Here is a 17,678-nt window from a genome sequence, read left to right on the forward strand (position 1 = left end):
GCTATCTTTGATTCAGAGAACGGCACCGTCGCGAGGTGGCGGCATGGCTAACCTCAAATCCAACGCGGCTGCGTTTGGTGCCGATCTCCAATCGCTACACTTCCTCGACCAAGACGGTCCAGAGTTATTGCCTTACGCCACCTTGGTAACAGCGCAACGGGCAGGTGATAACGATCTTGCAATCGTGCGAGCAGTTTACGAGTGGCAAGGTGCGCCGCTTATGTTTTTGGTCGATGCAGCGTCATTGACCGACACTGACCAGCTGCACAGAATCAGACGGTTGCTCGCCATGCGAGGTGACGCACCGTATTTGGGTCTCGTCGGTTCCGGACAGCTTAACGTCTACCGTCTCGCACTTGATCGCAAGACGCCTAGCGAAGCGAGCGTGGATTGGAGGGATGGCGAGGCTGCAAACGCAACTGCCTTCGCTCGTCTCGGTAACATTCGGCCCGATGGGGCCGTCAGCAAACGCGATTGGATTTCAAATGTTGTTCTCAACCTTCTCACGGCCTCCATTGGTCAGCTGATAGCAGAATTCAGCGTTTCGGACGAGGACGCTATCTCGCTGGTCGGGCGAGCGCTATTCACACGTTTTCTTGCAGACCGAGGCCTACTTCCAGCCAGCATGGGCGACGAAAGCGCAACGGCGCGTCTCTTTGACAATAGCCAGATGGCTAAGAAAACTTCAATTTGGCTTGATAAGACTTTCAACGGCGACCTACTCCCACTGTCCGTTGGGACGTTCTCAAAATTGCCCGAGAACGCCTATCAAGTTTTGGGTGATGTTTTGCGCCGCGCACCGGACGGGCAACTCTTTTTGGGATGGGAAGAAAAGTGGGATAATCTGGATTTTGCGCACATTCCCGTGGGTGTACTCAGCCAAGCGTATGAACTCTATTTGCGTAACCATGCGCCCGCACGCCAAAGACGAGAAGGCGGCTATTACACGCCTCGGTCGATCGCCGACTTACTCGTTCGAGCTTCTTTTCGAGCCTTAGAAAGGCAAGACTCCTGCGATAAGGCGCGTGTGCTAGACCCTGCTGCAGGCGCTGGCGTCTTCCTGTTGACCGCGTTTCGCGAGCTGGTCGCTGAGAAATGGCGTATCAATGAGAGACGTCCGGACACCCGCGCACTCCGTTCGATCTTGGACACCCAGATCGTTGGTTTCGATATCAACGAGGCGGCACTTCGGTTTGCCGCCCTCGGCTTGTATCTTATGTCGATTGAACTCGACCCCAACCCGAGGCCGGTCGACAAACTGCGATTTAGAAACCTTCGCGGAAAGGTACTTCACCTCGTCTCTTCTGAGTTCGAAGAGAAGGGAGCAGACCTTGGTAGTCTGGGTCCCTTGGTTGGCGAGGAGCACATCGGGCAATATGATCTCGTAGTCGGCAACCCGCCATGGGCAAGCGGTACAAAGCTGCCCGATTGGGAGTTGGTAAGCGCAAAAGTCAAAGAGATTGCGGCTGAGCGTGGCATAGACAGCGCGCCACCGATTCCAAATGAGGTATTGGATATTCCTTTTGTTTGGCGGGCGATGGAGTGGGCAAAGCCAGGGGGGCAAATTACATTCGCATTGCATGCACGCCTTCTCTTTCAGCAAGGCGACGGCATGGACGAGGCGCGCCAATTGCTGTTCGACGCAATCGAGGTAACTTCCGTAATAAATGGGGCCGAGTTACGACAGACAAAAGTGTGGCCCGAGATCTCCGCGCCGTTTTGTCTCTTGTTTGCAAAAAACAGGGCACCGGGCGCTAGTGCAGGGTTTCGCTTCGTCAGCCCCCACATTGAGGCTTCTCTAAATGATGCAGGGGCGATGCGCATTGACGCGACAAGCGCAGAGGTGATCTCGGTTCAGCAGCTTCGTGACACCCCTGAGATATTAAAGGTTCTGTTTCGAGGTTCAAAGGCTGATCTCGGTATTCTTGAGAGGATTCGAATTGGAGGCCACGCCTCTCTACGAGCTTTTTGGATCAAAGCGATGGGAGCCGGAGCACGTGGACGCTTGCAAGGTAGTGGCAATGGCTTCCAAACGCTCAAGAAAAGCAGTCGGATTAGAAAAAATGGCGATGGTCTTCCTGGAGTGGACGCCCGATATCTTCACGGCTTGCCTGAGGTCTCGGCATCTACATTTACTGAGATCCAAATCGATGCCGAAAGCTTGCCAAAGTTCTCGCACGGACGAATTCACGATCCGAGACTGAGAGAGTTATTCTCTGGACCTATGGCGATCGTACATCAATCGCCGCCGGCAGCTACTGGACGTATTGCTGTTTCTGTCTCGGACTCAGATCTTGTCTTCAACGAAACCTTCTATGGCTACAGCCCAGGCGAGATCGATGATCCGCATGATTTTGTCCGCTACGTCGCGCTAGTTCTCGGGAGTAAGTTTGCCACTTGGTTTGCTCTCGTAACCAGTGGCAAATTTGGTTTCGAGCGGGATGTGGTAGAGAAAGCAGCTTTGGATAGAATCCCATTCCCAGACTTCTTTCAACTAAAGACAGGCCAAAGAAATCAGATTGGCAGCTTGTATCAGTCTCTGCTTGAAAGCGAAAAAAACTGGACATTCGTCGATGGCTGGGTGGCTGAGCTCTATGGATTAGGGGAGCGCGATGTTCAGGTGATTTCAGATACGTTAGAGTTCAACCTGCCTTTTGCAGATCATCGACGTCGCGCCGAAGCGGTACCAACAGACGAAGACCAGATGCGCTTTTGCGATGTTCTTCAAAGAGAGCTTCTACCTTGGGCAGCAAGGGCGGGCTGTGAACTCAATGTCGAGCGTTTAGACCAGCCAACAATTTCGCCCTGGTATGCATTGCGCCTTTATACCTCTAAAAACACGCGAGCCATGGAGGGACCTTACCACTGGCAGGGTGTGGTGGGAGCGGCAGATCAGACTGCGGCTTCTGAGATCGTTCTACTCGACGAACCACACGGATTGGTTGTTGGAAGACTTGCGCAGCGACGCTACTGGAGCGAAACGCAAGCCCGCTTGTTGGCTCAGCGCATCATCTGGTCCCATTCGAATTTCTTGCGTGGGAGCAAGACAGAATGAGCGGTGCAATCCGTTCGCGCCCCGACCAAATAGCGGAATTGACGCGTGGCATCGAGTTGCCGTTGCCGGAACTCTCAGCGTTTCATCTAGAGATTATCGCTGAGGGACTACTGCGAGCTTTCAGTGATGTGCGGTTATCGACACCTACAACGGTATCTTCTGGTAGCGAAGCAGAGGTGACCGCACTCCTTGAATCTCGATTAAATACGATGGTGGAAGAAGATCCGCTTTGGAGACAGCTTGTTTTGTGCGTGGCTCGCGGAAAAGAGAGCCTAAGTTTCGACGGCACTCACCTCGAGAAGCGCCCCGATTTATCAATTTATCTTTCAGGCCAGCACAGAGGATTCCCGCTTGTTGTGGAAGCAAAGATAATTGACGCAACGACTGCGAAAACAGAAAAGATGTACTGCGACAATGGTGTCATGCGTTTTGTCGAAGGGGAATATGCTTGGGCAAATCGTGAAGCATATATGATTGCCTATGTTCGTGACGGATCCTTGATCGATTCAAAATTGACACCATTTCTGTCAACCGCGCAGGCAAATGTGCCTCCGGGCTATCTTATTGAGGAGCTTCCTGTCGCCAGTGGTTCCGGGGATATGGATCTTGCACGGTCGCGGCACGGACGAAATTTCACTTACCATGCTCCAGTGAGCTCGAGCGGGTCCCCTGGCTCAATTTCAGTCTGGCACCTGTGGCTCTCATGAAGAGAAATTGGTGGAGTTTCCATTAGCAACAGGGCTTCGCTAACCGCCATTTCTGAACGATAACTTCCATTTTGCTGTCAAGTATGACCACGAGTTGCTGCGAAATCTCTAGCGCTAGTCAACATTTCTCTGATCGCGCTTTGACGTGTTTTTCGATCCAGCGTGTAGGTATTCCGCCTGAACTCGGCGCCATCTAGCAGACCCTCAACATATCCCGCGATCGTGTCTGCCGCCATGACAAGCACACTGTCGAGCGAGTGGATATATTTGCTTGTGATGGAGTGGGTCGCATGGCCGAGGAGCGTGGCAATCGTGCTCTCGGTGAACCCAAGGTCATTAGCGATGCTGGCGAAGCTGTGCCTCAACACGTGCGCGGTGAGGTCTGACAGTTCGGAGTCACCGAACATCTTTCGCCATTGCCTCGGAAGACCGCCATAGGTCTCCGCGCTGCGCGTGCCTGGAAAGACGAATTCGCTCTTTGTATTCTCGTTAAGGGTCTCAAGCAGCTCGATGGCTGGCAGCCCAATCGGTCGGATGGACGCACCTTCCTTCGAGTCCGCCAAGCGCAGGCAGCTATTCTCGAAATCCACCTCGCTCCATTTCAGTGAGATGACCTCGCCGCGTCGACAGCCTGTTAGAGCTAACAGGCGCGTAATCCCAACGGTCCACGCCAGCTCATCGTTTTTATCCGCGGAGCTGAGCATGCGCCCGAGTTCGCGGTATTCATCTTCGCTGAGCCTCCGATCACGAACCCGATCCTTCGGCTTTCGAATGCCGTGCGCGACGTTGTGTTCGATGATCCCCATGCTGATCGCATATGTAAGCATGGAGCCAGTGAGTCCCACGCATTTGCTGGCAGTGCCGCGGCCCCCGCGAAGGATGGACTTGCCGCGCTTCTTCGTTTTCTTAACCGCCTTCGTTTTCCCGGCAATGACGTCGTTCATCATTTTCGTCACATCGGTCTTCGTTAGTTCTTGAACGCGGCGTTGTCCGATAAGGGGTATGATATGGCCGCGAAGCTGGCCCTTGTTAACGTAGATCGTCGATGGCCGTTTCGAGCGTCCGCCTTTTCCCATGATGAGGCCCGCATCCATTGCTTCAATGTAACGGTCAGCAAGCTCTGCGACGGTCATCGCGTTGCGATCTAGCTGTCTGGCTTCTGCGGGATCTTCACCCTGTGCGATCTTGCCGAGTTGTACGCGCGCTTCTTTCCGGGCCGTGTCCGGCGTCCAGATGCCATGAAGCCCGATGGTGTACCGGCGTGACCGACCGGCAGACCGATATTGAAGTATGTAGCTTCGCTTTCCGGACTTAAACACGCGAAGGCCAAAGCCAGGCAGCTCGTCGTCCCAGATAACGTGGTCTTTTTCTCGCACTTCAGCGGCGTCTACGATGCGTTTGGTGAGCTTTGGCATTGGAAGTCGCACCTTTCCGGCCGATCTCTCGCGTAAGCACTGCGTAAGCAGTTGGGCGGAAATCGCGGCCTGCGTTTGGATAGAGACTTCGGTGCAGCGTTCAGATAAATCAATGCAAAACAGTGCGTTATCGTACTGCGTCGCGCTCTATCGTACATTTCGGATAGGTGTTAGTATTTCCTCCGAAGGCGAAGGTCACAGGTTCGAATCCTGTCGGGTGCGCCACCCCCAAATTCTGAAATTCCAACTTAAGCTGCAAGAGGGCCGATTGCAGACCGTCTGGTTTCATACGACTAAATTACCGAAGCAGACATTCCGCTCACGACCCAGTTGCGGACGTCAGCACCGGCCCGCGACTGCTCGCTTCTCGCTCAACAAAATCGAAGCTAGAATTCTCTCGAAACTGCAATGCTAAATGTTCGAGGCTGAAGCGGTGTGGCTTGTTCCTGCTCCAAGACAGTGAATGGATTTCCGAACGAGAAACGGTTGTTGGATTCATCAAAAAGATTGCGGATTGTGAGGGTCAATCGATTGTGTCCGAGGCGGTAATCAAGCCAAGCACTGACCATCGAGAGGTTGCCCTGATCCAGTTCCAGGTTAGGTTGAGGCGCTAAGACAGATTCGCCCACAAAGGTGTAATCCGCCCCGATCCTTAAGTTTGATTGCTCGCGTTCAAACAGCGATTGTCGTGCGGTCAGTGTAATCCCGAGCTCCGGGATGTTTGGAAACTCGCCCTCTTCGCCAACTGCTCCTTGCTCAATCGCTATCGTATCCGAACGTGAAAGGAAGGCTCTCGTTTCGACCTCGAAGCCGTCCCAAGGTTCTGCGGTCAAGGAGAGGTTGACCGAGTAAATCTCACCATTTCCGACGTTAGTAGTGAAGGGGAATCCATTCTCATCGATGAGGTCTGATTGGATGTTCTCCCAGTCAGCGTATGAGAGCGAAAAGTTGAATTGTGTAATGCTCAGAGCCGGGAACGTGCCACGGATGCCAATTTCATAGAATGTCACTTCATCTGCATCGAAGTTCTCAATGTCAGGGTCGTTGATATCATCCACGACAATGGTCGAGCCTCCTGCGCGAAACCCTTCCTGATAGCGCCCATAGGCATACCAACCGTCGCGCGGGCGATATCCCAATGCGAAAGTCGGAAGGGCCCTAAATTGCCCGCGCCTTGGCTCGATATCCCCCTGCTCACCCAAGTCGAGTTCGGTGACTGTTTCGGTGTGAACCAGCCTGAGTCCAAGAGTAAGATCGAGCCGGTCGAGGGGTTCGAAGTTCACTTCGCCAAAGCCTGCGATTTCTCTTGTTCCGACTTTCAGGACTTCGAACTTGTCAAGATCAGCCTCAGTGCCGATAAACTGGCTGCGCCTGTCAGCGTTTTGAAGAGCCGAAATCCCGGCCAACCATTTGAGACTTCCGGTTGTGCCATTGATGCGGGTCTCATGGTTGAGAAGCTGCACGTTGCGTTGTTCTTCGAACAGTTCCGGCAGGCCCTGAGAGGTCTCGGAATTGAAATCAAAGCGGGCCTCAAGGTCGCTCTCTGTCCAGTTCGTAGCAGAGACGAGGTCCACGCTGTCCCAGCTGCGAGAGATCGTAAGACCCGCGAGAGATACATCGCTGCTAAAGGGCTGAGCCACCGCCGAGCTGCGCACATAGATGCCGATGTCGGGCTGTGAATACTGCCCGTCTTGCGTGTCGAGGTCTTGCTGCAAGACGTCGAGCTGCACATCCCAATCCGAAAAAGCGGTTGTTGCAAAGCTCGCCCGCCAACCCCCGACAGTGCTGCTGTTCACATTTTCTAGATCACGGCCAACATCATCAATATAACCAGGCAAATTCTGGCGGTAGCCGACCACACGAAGCGCGCTGCTGTCGCCGATCGGCAGGTTGAATGACCCGGCGAACGATCCGGCGGTTCCTCCGCCTTCGACCGAAGTCAGCTCTGCGCTGGCAAAGGCAGACAGGTCACTAGGGTCAGGCCCATTTTGCCCGATCCGTAGTGTCCCTCCGATCGAGCCAGCTCCATATAGCGTGCCTTGCGGTCCCTCGAGGAGTTCAATGGCTCGCAAGTCCGTCGATCGAAGGTCCGGATTGGGTGCAGAATAGACTAGGCGGTATTCGTCGAGATAGATTGCGGTTGTCGATTGGCTAGGGCCGTTGAAGCTGCTGTCGGCAAATCCCCTGATGAATATCTTGTTTCTGCCCGGCCCCAGATGCGTCGTCGTGAAGGCAGGAAGGCTAGCGGCAATGTCTTCTATGCCTCCTGACATCCTGGCTGGAGATACATCAGCAAGATCGAGCACCGTCGCAGCGCCAGGGTAGGTCTGAAGTTCCGCATCACTCTTGGAAGCTGTAACAATGATCGGTGGCCCGACCGTCTGTCGTACTTCGGGCGCCGTTCTACGAGGCGTCTGCGTCTGTGTCGCCCGTGACGGAGCGCGACGCGACGCTGACCTTGGACGCTCGACGATCCGAAAGGCATGCCCCGATAGTCTCCGGTAGGTATAGGGAGTACCGTTCAACAACCGGCGAAGCGCAGTCTCCGCTGTCATGCGACCACGGACCCGCCTTGTTCTGATTTGACTCATGCCTGACTGGGCGCCGCCAATCGTCACGCCGGTCTGACGTGCGAGGCTGTTGATCGAAGCGATGAGATTGCCTGCCGGTACATCGATCTGGCGCGGTTCATCGTGGCCGGCGTTGGCAGCGCTCGGCACAAACGCGAGCGCAAAGGCGCTCAGAAAGCCTAGGATTAGCTGGCGAAGACCCATCCATCGGGACTAGTTTGTGCGGTGCAGCCAAGCAAGTCGGCGATCAACGAGATGTCTTCTTCTGGGTCGCCGGAAAGCTGGATTGTGCCCGCAAAGTCTGCTGGCGGGCTACAACTTCCTTTCTCTAGGGATACTCCGACAATCCGTGAGGCATCGAGCAAGACCTGATCGACGCTCGCCCCGGTGTATTCCAGACGCTGCTCAGTCCAACCGCCGATCGTTGCCGGATCAAAACGGGCCACCTCGAGCGAACCCGCCACTATGTCAAAAAGCCCGATCTGCCCGGCTTCAAGGCTGATTGCCTGGTCGGCATGGAGCAGGTCCACTGCGCCTTCCGAAACCGAGATGCGATGCTCGTTAGTGCCCTTGGAAACGTTGAAGACCGTGCCACGATCGACAATTGTTAGATTGCCTACAATAACGCGTATGCCAGACGAGTACTCCGGACCCACAGCGAAAAGCGCCTCACCCTCGATGAGCTCAAACTCGGAAGCACCGCTCGATGCTTGGACAAGCTCCGTATCGCCGTTAAGCGTCACATTCAGCCCGCTCGCAATCTCGAACTCGCGTAGTTCTGCCGATCCTGTTGCGAGGCGAACTGGTTCATCTTTCGATGGGAGAACGCCAGGTATCAGAGCAAGCGAAGCGACCAGCATAAGAGCAACGGAAGCGGCGATCGCCCATGGCTTCCAGCGAGGCTCGGCAAATTCTTCCTCAACTGTCTCTTCGGGATACTGTTCAAGATAATCGACGAAAGCGCTCTCGTTTTCCGAGACGATGTCATACGCTACGGCATGTTCGGGCGCGCCATCCATCCAGTCCGTGAATGCGGCCCATTCCCCGGCTAAGGCCTCGCCAGCATGGAGTTTGGCGCGCCATTCAGCAGCGCGCTTCATGATTGCATCGGATGGTCGCTGATTTGCCATATCTGTGTCTTTTGACGCCATCACGATGGCAAATCCTCAGTTTGTCTGGTGCGAAGTTCTGCAATGCGCGCGTAAGCTTTCAGCAAGTGCTTCTCCACGCCGCTGACTGAGATCTCCAGCTCGGCTGCAATCTCCTTTTGCGTGTATCCCTCGATTCTCGCTTTCCGAAATACCATCAATGTGCGCTCAGACAGATCTTCCAGTGCAGTCTCAACCTCGCGCAGCTCGACATTTGCATCGATGCTCCGCTCACCGCTTTCGGAATTCTGCTGACTTGTTGTTTCCCCATATGCTTCGTCGCGCTTCTCCCGCCGCTGGCGCATTTTACGCGCATCCAGCACGACATTGTCGGCGACCTTGTATATGTAGGGCAAGGGATCGCGTATGGGCCCGCTCGGCTCTATCCGACCCAGCTTGATCCAGGTGTCGTGAAAGCGATCTTCGACTTCATCGGTCTCGCCCCGCATGCGAACCCTCAGGAAGCGTATGATTGCGTCCTTATTCAGGAGCAGAAGGGCTTGGAGGCTGTTTTCCGGCGCGTTCACGACCGCGCACCTGTGCAAGGCACGCTAATGTGGCTAGAGGCCTGAAAAAATGCACGATCAGCCATCTATCCGAGCTGTAGCGAAACAAACAGGAATGAGCCACTTTTGCCTAAGAAATTCTCGTCGACTGTGGGCAAGTTTGACCGGGCATTGCTTGATGGGCTGAATGGCGCCCGATTGGTCGCAAAGCGCAAGCGCTTCACGGCTGTCCGCGACATCACGGCCCTAGGCGGAGATGCGTTTCTCATTGTCGGCGGACTGCTAGCTTGTGCGCTTCAAGCGACGCTTGCAGGTCCAGTCGCGGCAGCAAAACTGTTCGCTTTTCTTGCTTTAGGACGAGGCGCTGCATGGGCGCTCAAAGCCATTTTCCGGCGCAAAAGACCCTCGGATCCAGTGGCAGGCGTCGAGACCTTCACTTCGAGTTTTCCGAGTATTCACACGTTTAATGCCTCCTGCTTGTTTACCGCCCTTGGCTTTGTTTCCTCTCAAGGAAACGCCGGTGTCGCTCTGGCTTGCGGTGCTGTCCTGGCGGCGCTCGTCGGAAGCACTCGTCTGATTTTTCGAATACACTGGCCAAGCGATGTGCTTGCCGGATACGCGTTAGGCTTGGCTTACTCGGTTGTGGCACTCGAACTCTTGCTCTGAACGACTGAGGCAAAACCTGCCCCGTGTCGTCTCTGCTCCGAAACAACACTTTCGGAGCGCATCTTGGCATCTTGGACAGAGACAAACGCCCCTACTGATTGCGGAGAATGGACAGCAATCGTTCTCGCTGGCGAAAGGCCCGACGGCGATCCCTTAGCAAGGGAGCTTGGCGTCCCCGCCAAGGCACTGATCGAAATTGGCGGCAAGACAATGCTGTCGAGGGTCCTGCAAGCTCTGTTGGACAGTCCGAAGATCAAGCGCGTCTTGGTCCTTGCACAGCAGATCGATCAGATCGCAGTGTCGGAACCATCCGATGTCTTGAATGATCCTCGCGTCGACACGGCGCGCAGCGGCAATGGCATTGCAACAAGCATTGAGGCGGTAATTGGCACACGCCAAGCGCCGTGGCCGGTTCTCGTCACCACCGCAGACAACGCGCTGCTTACCTCTGAGCGCGTAGATGATTTTCTTACCCAGTCAGAAGGGGCCGATGTTGCGGTCGGATTGGGCGAACGTTCGATCGTCGAACAGGATTTCCCAGACACAAAGCGAACTTGGCTCAAGTTCTCTGACGGGCACTTTTCGGGAGCCAATCTCTTCGCACTTACAACCGAGCGCTGTCTTCCAGCCTTGCGGCATTGGCAGGCGGTCGAGCAAGACCGCAAGAAGGGACTGAAGCTGATTGCTAGCTTTGGGCCGATCCTCTTGTTGCGAGTGCTGACACGCACGATTGGCCTAAAGGATGGCTTGGCCAAGTCGGGAAAGAAGATGGGCTTTGATGCCAAAACCGTCGTGCTCGACGCCGAAGCCCCTATCGATGTCGACAAGAATGATGACTTAGAATTGGTTGAGCGAATTCTTGCCCAAAGGCCAACCAAACTGCTTCCTTCTAGTCAGAAGAAACCGGTTCTTGCTTCCGGCGCAACATCGCCAGCGTCGGCACCGCCAGCACGAGTAGCCCAGCGTAGCTAGCGATCAGGAGGGCAAGACCAAGGTCACCGAGACTCATCTGGTCGCCGAGCGTAAGTATGGCCGTCACCGACAAACCCACGATAGTTGCTCGCGCCAGGACCGGAGATAATGCCCGACCGCTTCCCAGCATGAAGGTTTCGCAGATTGCAGCGAGAAACAGGGCGGGAAGCGTCCAAGCAATGACGGACAGAAGAGAACCAGCGCCCAGATACTCTTCACCGGCAAGAATGCTGACAAAGATACCTGCTCCCAAGAAAAGTATAGCGCCCGCCGGGACCGAGACCAATAGAGAGGTTAGCCCTACGTGGCGCATGACTTCCTTGAGCCGCTCACCTTTTGCCGCCTGGAGCTTTGAAATCTCCGGAAAGAGGCTGCGCATCGCCAGTTCAGCGGGAGCAAGAACGGCGTCCAGCAGCGTCTGCGCCAACCGATATGCCCCTGCGGCAGACGGGCCAAGAACGCCACCAATGACCAGCGTCATCAGAGGAAGAGCGCCTTGTTGCAGAGAAGCGTTAAAGTTTGTTCCGAGCAGATATCTCCACAGGACTGAGCCGGATATGGCGGAACGTATGGATCCCGCCTTGCTCCGCAAAAGGTCTTTGCTCTTGGCGACGGCAAGCGCGCAGACCCATAGGAATGCGTCACCTAGGATGTCAGAAAGCACCCAGGCTATCACAACCGCCCAAAGCGGAGCGCCCATAAGATACGCGATGCACACGCCGATCAATCGTACGCCAGGGGTCACCAGGCTTTGCCAAGCCATCAAATCGAACCGATCTGTGAGGCGGAGAATACCTGTCGGTGTCCCCGCCACTTGCAGGGGAACAATGAGACAGTACGCGGCGGCAAGGTGCGCTACGTCTGCCGGTATGCTGACGATCGACGCGAAGCTTAGTACAAAAGCGCCGCCAAGCGCCATCGCTGCCAAGCCCACGACAAAATCGATAGCAGCAAGTTTCAGCCACAGTCTGCGGACTGAACCGAGGTCGTCTCGCTCGTACGGTTCGGCCCCAAAATGGACAAGTGCCTGCCACGATTGGAATTTCGCGATTGCCGCGACGCTCTGGGCGACGCTCCGAAACAGCATCAACAGACCGAAATCTGTCAGGTCGAGAATGCGCGCCGTGACCGCAATGGATGCAAGGTGCAGTACTGCGCCGGCAACTTTACCGGCGCCCATCTTACCGGTGTTACGGAGCACTCTGCGTAAGACATCATCCTTAAGCCAAACGCGCATCAATGATTCCAAAAGTCGAACTACGCTCGGGCACTATGGGAGTGCGCGAGCATGAGCAAGCAAATGGAAATGCGTGAAGCGGTGCGAGGATCTGAGAGTGCACCGGTTCGTACTGACGATTCCTACTTTCCGGCATTGAGTGACAAGGTCGGGTGGCTAGGCTTTCTGGCTGCCGCGCTCCCGCTTCTGGCTATCATCTCGCCCATCAATCACGACGAGACACAGTACATCGCAGCCGCTCAACTGGCGAGCGAAGGCTTGGTCCCGTTCCGTGACTTCCTCCATCTTCAGACGCCCTATCAGATCTATCTCTTCGCGCCGCTTTTCAGCATATTCGGAGGAAGCGGTTTTATCGCTGCGCGCGTGGCGTCGGGAATGCTGGGCGCTGGGATACTTGCGACCACCTTCTTTGCGCTGCGAACAGCGAGGGTTGAAAAATCGCGAGCGGCCATTTGCTGCATTCTGCTGTGGCTGTGCCACACTTTTGTTTTCAGCGTGACAGTCGTTCGCAATGACGCGCTGTCTGCATTCCTGCTCACTATCGCCATCTGGATTGCCGCGAGCCAACTATCGGACAAATCCGAAGGCGAGAGACGTGCGGTCCCCTGGTTTGTTGCGGGTGCCCTGCTCGGCCTCGCTGCAGGCACCAAGATCTCATATCTGGCTCCCGCTCTTGCTTTCGTCGGGTTCCCCTTATGGGCGTTCCTGCTCAAAGCCTTTCCGCCTCGCGAAGCACTTACGCGATCAGCATCAATCGGGTTTGGATTGGTCCTCGCGCTCCTGCCACTTCTCTGGTTTCGCGACATCGCACCGCTTGCGTTCGATTACGGAAACTTCGAATACCACGCTAAGGCACCGCTGGCCTGGTACGCAGCCAATGGGTTGGAGGACCGGCTAACACTGCTGGCGAAGGTACGAGACGTACTGCTCACGCTTGTCAGGGGTCCGGCCCTTGTTGCCCTAGCGATCTATGGCTGGCTGCGGCTGCGCTCGTTCAGAAATCGGAATGTGCAATCGCCATCCTTGATCTTTATCGATGTGCTCGTTTTGGCAGGGCTCGCTGCCACCGTCGCCCCCACTCCGACTTGGCGACAATATGCGATGCCTCTTTTGCCGCCGCTATTCATCGGACTTGGCCTCGTTTGGCAGGACGCTGGCAAGAAGCCGTCTAAGACGCTGCAAATCGCCAAAGCGGCCATGCTGATCGCTGCGATCGTCGGAATTGGGCAGCCCCTTTTTCAAGTTTGGCAGGGAACACTGGGTTCCGAAGTGTCTCCACTGACGATCAGCAAAGAGGGAGCTTATCTCGCTAAGGAGGCTAGAAATGCAGGTCTCGACGGCGAGAGTGTGAGCCTGAGCCCTGAAGTCGTGCTGGCGAGTGGCTTACCGCTAGATCCCACGTTTGCCACAGGCCCGTTTGCTTATCGGACTGGTTCAATGATTGCGCCAGCAGATCGCCGGACAATGAAGGTGACGTCGGTCGAAAGCGTGCGGGCCTATCTTGAGCAAACTCGGCCCGATACCATCGTAACGGGCTACGAGAACTTCGATCATGTCGACGCCCTAGGATTGGAGACCCCGATTGAGGCCTATGCCAAGGCGAACGGCTATCTTCGTGTAGCAAGCCCATTCGGCGAAGCCGTGTTCTGGTTGAGGACCGACCAGGAATGACCCTAAGGGGCAAGATCGGCGCAGTCGTCTACGACTTGCGAGCGAGCGGTGTAGTTCGCAATCTTCTGCGCATCGCTGAGCGTGCCCGCAGCGATGGGTTTGACTTCGAAATCTGGCCTCTGAGAGCCCAGGGCGAATTTGTGATTCAGGCCAAGGACACCGCAACGGTCAACCCAATCCTGTCTGTGCCAGTCAATGCACAGCGCGATCTGGATTCACTTTTCCATCAAGATGCGTTGGCGGAAGCTCTTGGAAAGCGCGCTCCAGCTCTAGTCTTTTCCGCGGGCAATCAGATGCACTGGCACTTGGCGAAAGCTCTCCAGAAACTCCCGTCCGATGTCCGCCCCCGCGTTGTGGGCAGAGTGAGCAATGCTGTCGTCTCGCTTGGAGAGGCAAACCCGCTCTTTCGGGCTGTCATCAAGCCGCAGGAGAGATTCCAGTATCAGGCGATGAACCATGTCGTGGCGGTTTCGCAGGAACTACGAAATCAATTGGTCGGAGGCCTTGGATTGGAAGCAGAGCGCGTCTCGTGCATTCCCAACGGGATCGACGTGAACCGGTTTTCGGGCGGGCAGGACGGAGCGGCAGCAATTGAACGCCCAGTCATTCTGGGCATTGGCCGACTGTCCAAACAAAAGGATTTCGGCACGTTGATCGATGCCGTGGCAAAGTTGCGCACCTCACAAAGACCAATCCTGCGTATCCTTGGAAGAGGCACCAATGCGTGGAAGGCCAAACTGACAAATCATGCCAAGAGCAAGGGCATTGGAGACCAACTTGAACTGCTTGGTCATGTCGATGATGTGGCCATACATTTGCGCCGCGCGGACCTGTTCGTTTCATCCTCACGCTGGGAAGGCGCCAGCAACGCGGTGCTAGAGGCGCTGGCTTGCGGGACACCAATTGTCGCGACGAAAGCCCCTACCGGAATTGAAGAGGTTTTGCTCCCCCTGGGCCGAGACATTCTGGTGCCAGTAGGCGATCCAGATGCGTTGGCACGGGCTATCGAGACACGCCTTGGCCAACCTCGTGGTTCAGATGGTTTGATCGAACGAGCACGTGACTTCGGTCTGAGTTCGACACTCGATAGGTACAGCCAAATGTTCACAGAGCAACTCAGTTTGGCTGAGCGTCCTTCTCATCGCTCTCCCCGAACACCAGCCGCGCACTTGCAATATAATTGACAACCAGACCAGCGATCGAGCCACATGCGACTGCTAGCGCCGGATGAGACAGCAATCCTGATCCCCATGTAACAAGCGCGACATAGGTCAGATAATTGACCAATCCACCGCTAGTGTTTGCAAATACGTATCGTAACCATTCTATGATGGTGGGAGGCGTCTTTGCGGCAAAAGTGAAACGCCGATTGACGGCCCAGGTGAAGGTCGCGGCGCTCAGATAGGATGCAGCGCGCCCGGAATAGAGTCCAAGGCCGATTGCAAAGGCACTATAGAGCGCGGCAACATCGACGAGAAATCCCGCCGCGCCGACGAGCGCAAAGCGCACAAACCGTCCGAACTGCACCTTAGTCTTGGCCTTCTGGGCCACCCAAAGTCGTGTGCACGCCGGGCACGGCCAAATATCGCATACGCTTTGCCTCCTGTCGGCCCCTTGTCACGGTCTGGAGGATGAGGCCACTGAAGAAGAACAGGAATGCAAGAAGCATCAATGCACTGGATAGGATTGCCGTGGGGAAGCGCGGAACAAGCCCGGTTTGAAGATAGGTTCCGACAATCGGCACAGCCAGTGCAATCGAAACCAGCGAAAAGACCAGTGCAAAGGTAGCAAAGAGCTGCAGCGGGCGCTCTTGCTTCAGCAGGTTGATGATCGTCCCCAGGATCCTGAAGCCGTCATGAAATGTTCGCAGCTTACTTTCGGAACCGGGCGCGCGGTCACTAAATCGGATCGGCATTTCGCAAGCGGGCATTTCAAGCTCCAAGGCATGGATAGTGAGCTCTGTTTCGATCTCGAAGCCGCCAGCCATAACCGGAAACGACTTCACAAACCGGCGCGAGAAAACCCGATACCCGCTCAACATGTCGCGGAACTGATCGCCAAAAATCTTGCGCACCAGCACGCTCAGCATCCAATTGCCGAACTCGTGGCCCGGCCTGTACGTGCCCTCTTTTTCCTGCTGCCGTGCGCCGACGACCATATCCAGACCTTGCGCCTGAAGCGCTTCGACTAGGTGGCCAGCGGCGCTCGCATCATAAGTATCGTCAGCGTCGCACATCAGGTAGATATCAGCCTCGATGTCCGCAAACATCCGGCGGACTACATGACCTTTACCCTGCCGTGGTTCGCGCCGGACAATTGCGCCCGCATCCAATGCGATCTGGACCGTGTCGTCTGAGCTATTGTTGTCATAAACGTAGATTGTGGCCCTTGGCAGCGCTCTGCGGAAATCTTCGATGACTTTTGCGATACCGCCCGCCTCGTTGTAGCATGGAAGCAGGACCGCAATTTCCGGGTCGTTCGCAGGCCAGCTGCGGTCAGGACGGTGCTCTGCCTTTTCGCGCTCAAGAAGCATGTTCTGCCTCCCCATCTTGAGCGCTGACTTGAGGCGTCAGCCGATAGGTGACAACGAACCCTACGTGATCGGACAACTCTTTGCCGGCGTTGGCCGCGCCGAAGGGAATTGAGGTTCTTGTCGCCTCTAGCTTCCATTTCGGTGATGAGAAATAGAACTGATAATCCGCGCCGTGGCTGATGACTTCATCAATGCCGAGCGATCTATGACCTTGTGAAGCCAGAACTCGCAGCCCGTCGTTTTGATCTCCGACATCAAGCGGTGATGCGAAGAGATAGTCCCGCCGCTCTTCCACTGAACCCATGTTGAAGTCACCGGCGAAGACAAAAGGCAGCCGATCATCGCGGTTCTGGATCACGAACGCAGAGGCCACATCCACTTGCCTGCGATAAGCTTCCAGTTGTCGCTCAGGAGGAGCCCCCGAGCTCTTCTTCGCATTCATGTGCGTGTTGCCGATCAAGAGCGCGGGCAAGCCTTCGCCAAGCGAGACTTCTGCCAGGACTACACCCTTTGCGGCCAGACAATCGTATCCTGCGCAAGCGCTTTGGGGAAACGCGCCGCTCGCGACCAACTCGATCGGTCGGTCCGAAAGAATTACGAGACCGCTATCGAGATAGCGACCAGCGCCTTCCCCTAAAAATGCACTTGAGTTGTCGGCGAACTGTTCATCCCAAAGGTCCGATGAAGCAAATTCGGCGTCGTCTTCGCTAGGTCCGCGCACGACATTGCGGTACCCCGAGCGTCTGATAAAATCCTCTGCGGTCTTCCCAAATGCTTCCTGCAAAACCACGATGTCAGGGCGCTCCGTGTCGCCGCAAAGTTGCTCTAGTCCAACAGCGATCTGACGAAGCGGTTCATCACGTTCGATCGCCAAGGGCCAAGGGAGACCCTTCACATTGTAAGTTAGGATCGAAATTTCGTTCATGGGAGCTGCGCTTGTCGCGCAAATCTCAGCGGCAGGTTCATGATCGCGCATACTGCTCAGCGCGAGGAGAGCTGCAGCAAGAATACTAGCCTTTAGTTTCAACGTCGATTGCATCGGTGAGTAGACGACACCCGATGCAGACTTCCTCACCATGCCAGAACGGTCGAAGATCGCCCCTACAAAGCCTCTACGCTCAAAGATGGGGCAAGCTAAAGGCTGCTGCTAATAATCGGGGCGTTGTACATGTTTGCCCTCACCCCCAATTTCAGACAC

Annotated in this window: 14 protein-coding genes; 6 read left to right on the plus strand and 8 right to left on the minus strand. The window is 55.6% G+C overall.

Annotated elements, in window-relative coordinates:
- The first annotated feature begins 43 nt into the window (after positions 1 to 43).
- Both ACGHJ7_RS04355 and ACGHJ7_RS04360 read left to right on the plus strand, forming a co-directional pair.
- Positions 44 to 3,055 carry a class I SAM-dependent DNA methyltransferase gene (locus ACGHJ7_RS04355; protein ID WP_390474775.1) on the plus strand — a complete coding sequence of 1,004 codons (3,012 nt, stop codon included), beginning with the start codon at positions 44 to 46 and terminating at the stop codon, positions 3,053 to 3,055.
- A complete protein-coding gene (locus tag ACGHJ7_RS04360; RefSeq protein WP_211386581.1) occupies positions 3,052 to 3,762 on the plus strand; it encodes a hypothetical protein in 711 nt (236 codons plus the stop codon). Before ACGHJ7_RS04355 ends, ACGHJ7_RS04360 begins: the two co-directional genes overlap by 4 nt.
- A 77-nt stretch (positions 3,763 to 3,839) precedes the next feature.
- On the opposite strand, the gene ACGHJ7_RS04365 is transcribed toward ACGHJ7_RS04360, so the two are convergent.
- From ACGHJ7_RS04365 to ACGHJ7_RS04380, 4 genes are all read right to left on the minus strand, one after another.
- Positions 3,840 to 5,177 carry a site-specific integrase gene (locus ACGHJ7_RS04365; RefSeq protein ID WP_173995050.1) on the minus strand — a complete coding sequence of 446 codons (1,338 nt, stop codon included), beginning with the start codon at positions 5,175 to 5,177 and terminating at the stop codon, positions 3,840 to 3,842.
- 386 nt (positions 5,178 to 5,563) lie between these two features.
- On the minus strand, positions 5,564 to 7,951 hold the full coding sequence (locus ACGHJ7_RS04370; RefSeq protein ID WP_222826939.1) for a TonB-dependent receptor: 2,388 nt from the start codon (positions 7,949 to 7,951) through the stop codon (positions 5,564 to 5,566).
- Positions 7,933 to 8,898: a FecR family protein gene (locus ACGHJ7_RS04375; protein WP_390474808.1), complete on the minus strand. Its 966-nt coding sequence runs from the start codon at positions 8,896 to 8,898 to the stop codon at positions 7,933 to 7,935. The genes ACGHJ7_RS04370 and ACGHJ7_RS04375 overlap by 19 nt, the downstream gene beginning before the upstream one ends.
- Positions 8,898 to 9,422 (minus strand): sigma-70 family RNA polymerase sigma factor, encoded by a 525-nt coding sequence (locus tag ACGHJ7_RS04380; protein ID WP_222826941.1) that lies wholly within the window; start codon positions 9,420 to 9,422, stop codon positions 8,898 to 8,900. The genes ACGHJ7_RS04375 and ACGHJ7_RS04380 overlap by 1 nt, the downstream gene beginning before the upstream one ends.
- A 129-nt stretch (positions 9,423 to 9,551) precedes the next feature.
- Here ACGHJ7_RS04380 and ACGHJ7_RS04385 point away from each other — a divergent pair, with 129 nt between their 5' ends.
- Complete coding sequence (locus ACGHJ7_RS04385) at positions 9,552 to 10,067, plus strand: phosphatase PAP2 family protein (protein WP_196847219.1); 516 nt, start codon at positions 9,552 to 9,554, stop codon at positions 10,065 to 10,067.
- Positions 10,068 to 10,130: 63 nt separating this feature from the next.
- Positions 10,131 to 11,039, plus strand: a complete 909-nt coding sequence (locus tag ACGHJ7_RS04390; RefSeq protein ID WP_222826943.1) for a nucleotidyltransferase family protein — start codon at positions 10,131 to 10,133, stop codon at positions 11,037 to 11,039.
- Here ACGHJ7_RS04390 and ACGHJ7_RS04395 read toward each other — a convergent pair.
- A complete protein-coding gene (locus tag ACGHJ7_RS04395; RefSeq protein WP_390474780.1) occupies positions 10,957 to 12,240 on the minus strand; it encodes a lipopolysaccharide biosynthesis protein in 1,284 nt (427 codons plus the stop codon). The genes ACGHJ7_RS04390 and ACGHJ7_RS04395 overlap by 83 nt on opposite strands.
- Positions 12,241 to 12,327: 87 nt before the next feature.
- On the opposite strand from ACGHJ7_RS04395, the gene ACGHJ7_RS04400 reads away from it, so the two are divergent.
- Positions 12,328 to 13,947, plus strand: a complete 1,620-nt coding sequence (locus ACGHJ7_RS04400) for a hypothetical protein (RefSeq protein ID WP_196847216.1) — start codon at positions 12,328 to 12,330, stop codon at positions 13,945 to 13,947.
- Positions 13,944 to 15,131: a glycosyltransferase gene (locus ACGHJ7_RS04405; protein WP_234036457.1), complete on the plus strand. Its 1,188-nt coding sequence runs from the start codon at positions 13,944 to 13,946 to the stop codon at positions 15,129 to 15,131. The genes ACGHJ7_RS04400 and ACGHJ7_RS04405 overlap by 4 nt, the downstream gene beginning before the upstream one ends.
- Here ACGHJ7_RS04405 and ACGHJ7_RS04410 read toward each other — a convergent pair.
- From ACGHJ7_RS04410 to ACGHJ7_RS04420, 3 genes are read right to left on the minus strand one after another with little or no spacing between them, the layout of a single operon-like run.
- On the minus strand, positions 15,064 to 15,498 hold the full coding sequence (locus ACGHJ7_RS04410; protein ID WP_196847214.1) for a GtrA family protein: 435 nt from the start codon (positions 15,496 to 15,498) through the stop codon (positions 15,064 to 15,066). The genes ACGHJ7_RS04405 and ACGHJ7_RS04410 overlap by 68 nt on opposite strands.
- Entirely contained in the window at positions 15,476 to 16,480 is a 1,005-nt protein-coding gene (locus ACGHJ7_RS04415; protein WP_196847213.1) for a glycosyltransferase family 2 protein, read from the minus strand. Before ACGHJ7_RS04415 ends, ACGHJ7_RS04410 begins: the two co-directional genes overlap by 23 nt.
- Complete coding sequence (locus ACGHJ7_RS04420; RefSeq protein WP_196847212.1) at positions 16,470 to 17,405, minus strand: endonuclease/exonuclease/phosphatase family protein; 936 nt, start codon at positions 17,403 to 17,405, stop codon at positions 16,470 to 16,472. The genes ACGHJ7_RS04415 and ACGHJ7_RS04420 overlap by 11 nt, the downstream gene beginning before the upstream one ends.
- Positions 17,406 to 17,678: the final 273 nt, after the last annotated feature.

Origin of the sequence: Altererythrobacter sp. MTPC7, from assembly GCF_042851395.1 — a bacterium.
GTDB lineage: Bacteria > Pseudomonadota > Alphaproteobacteria > Sphingomonadales > Sphingomonadaceae > CAJXSN01.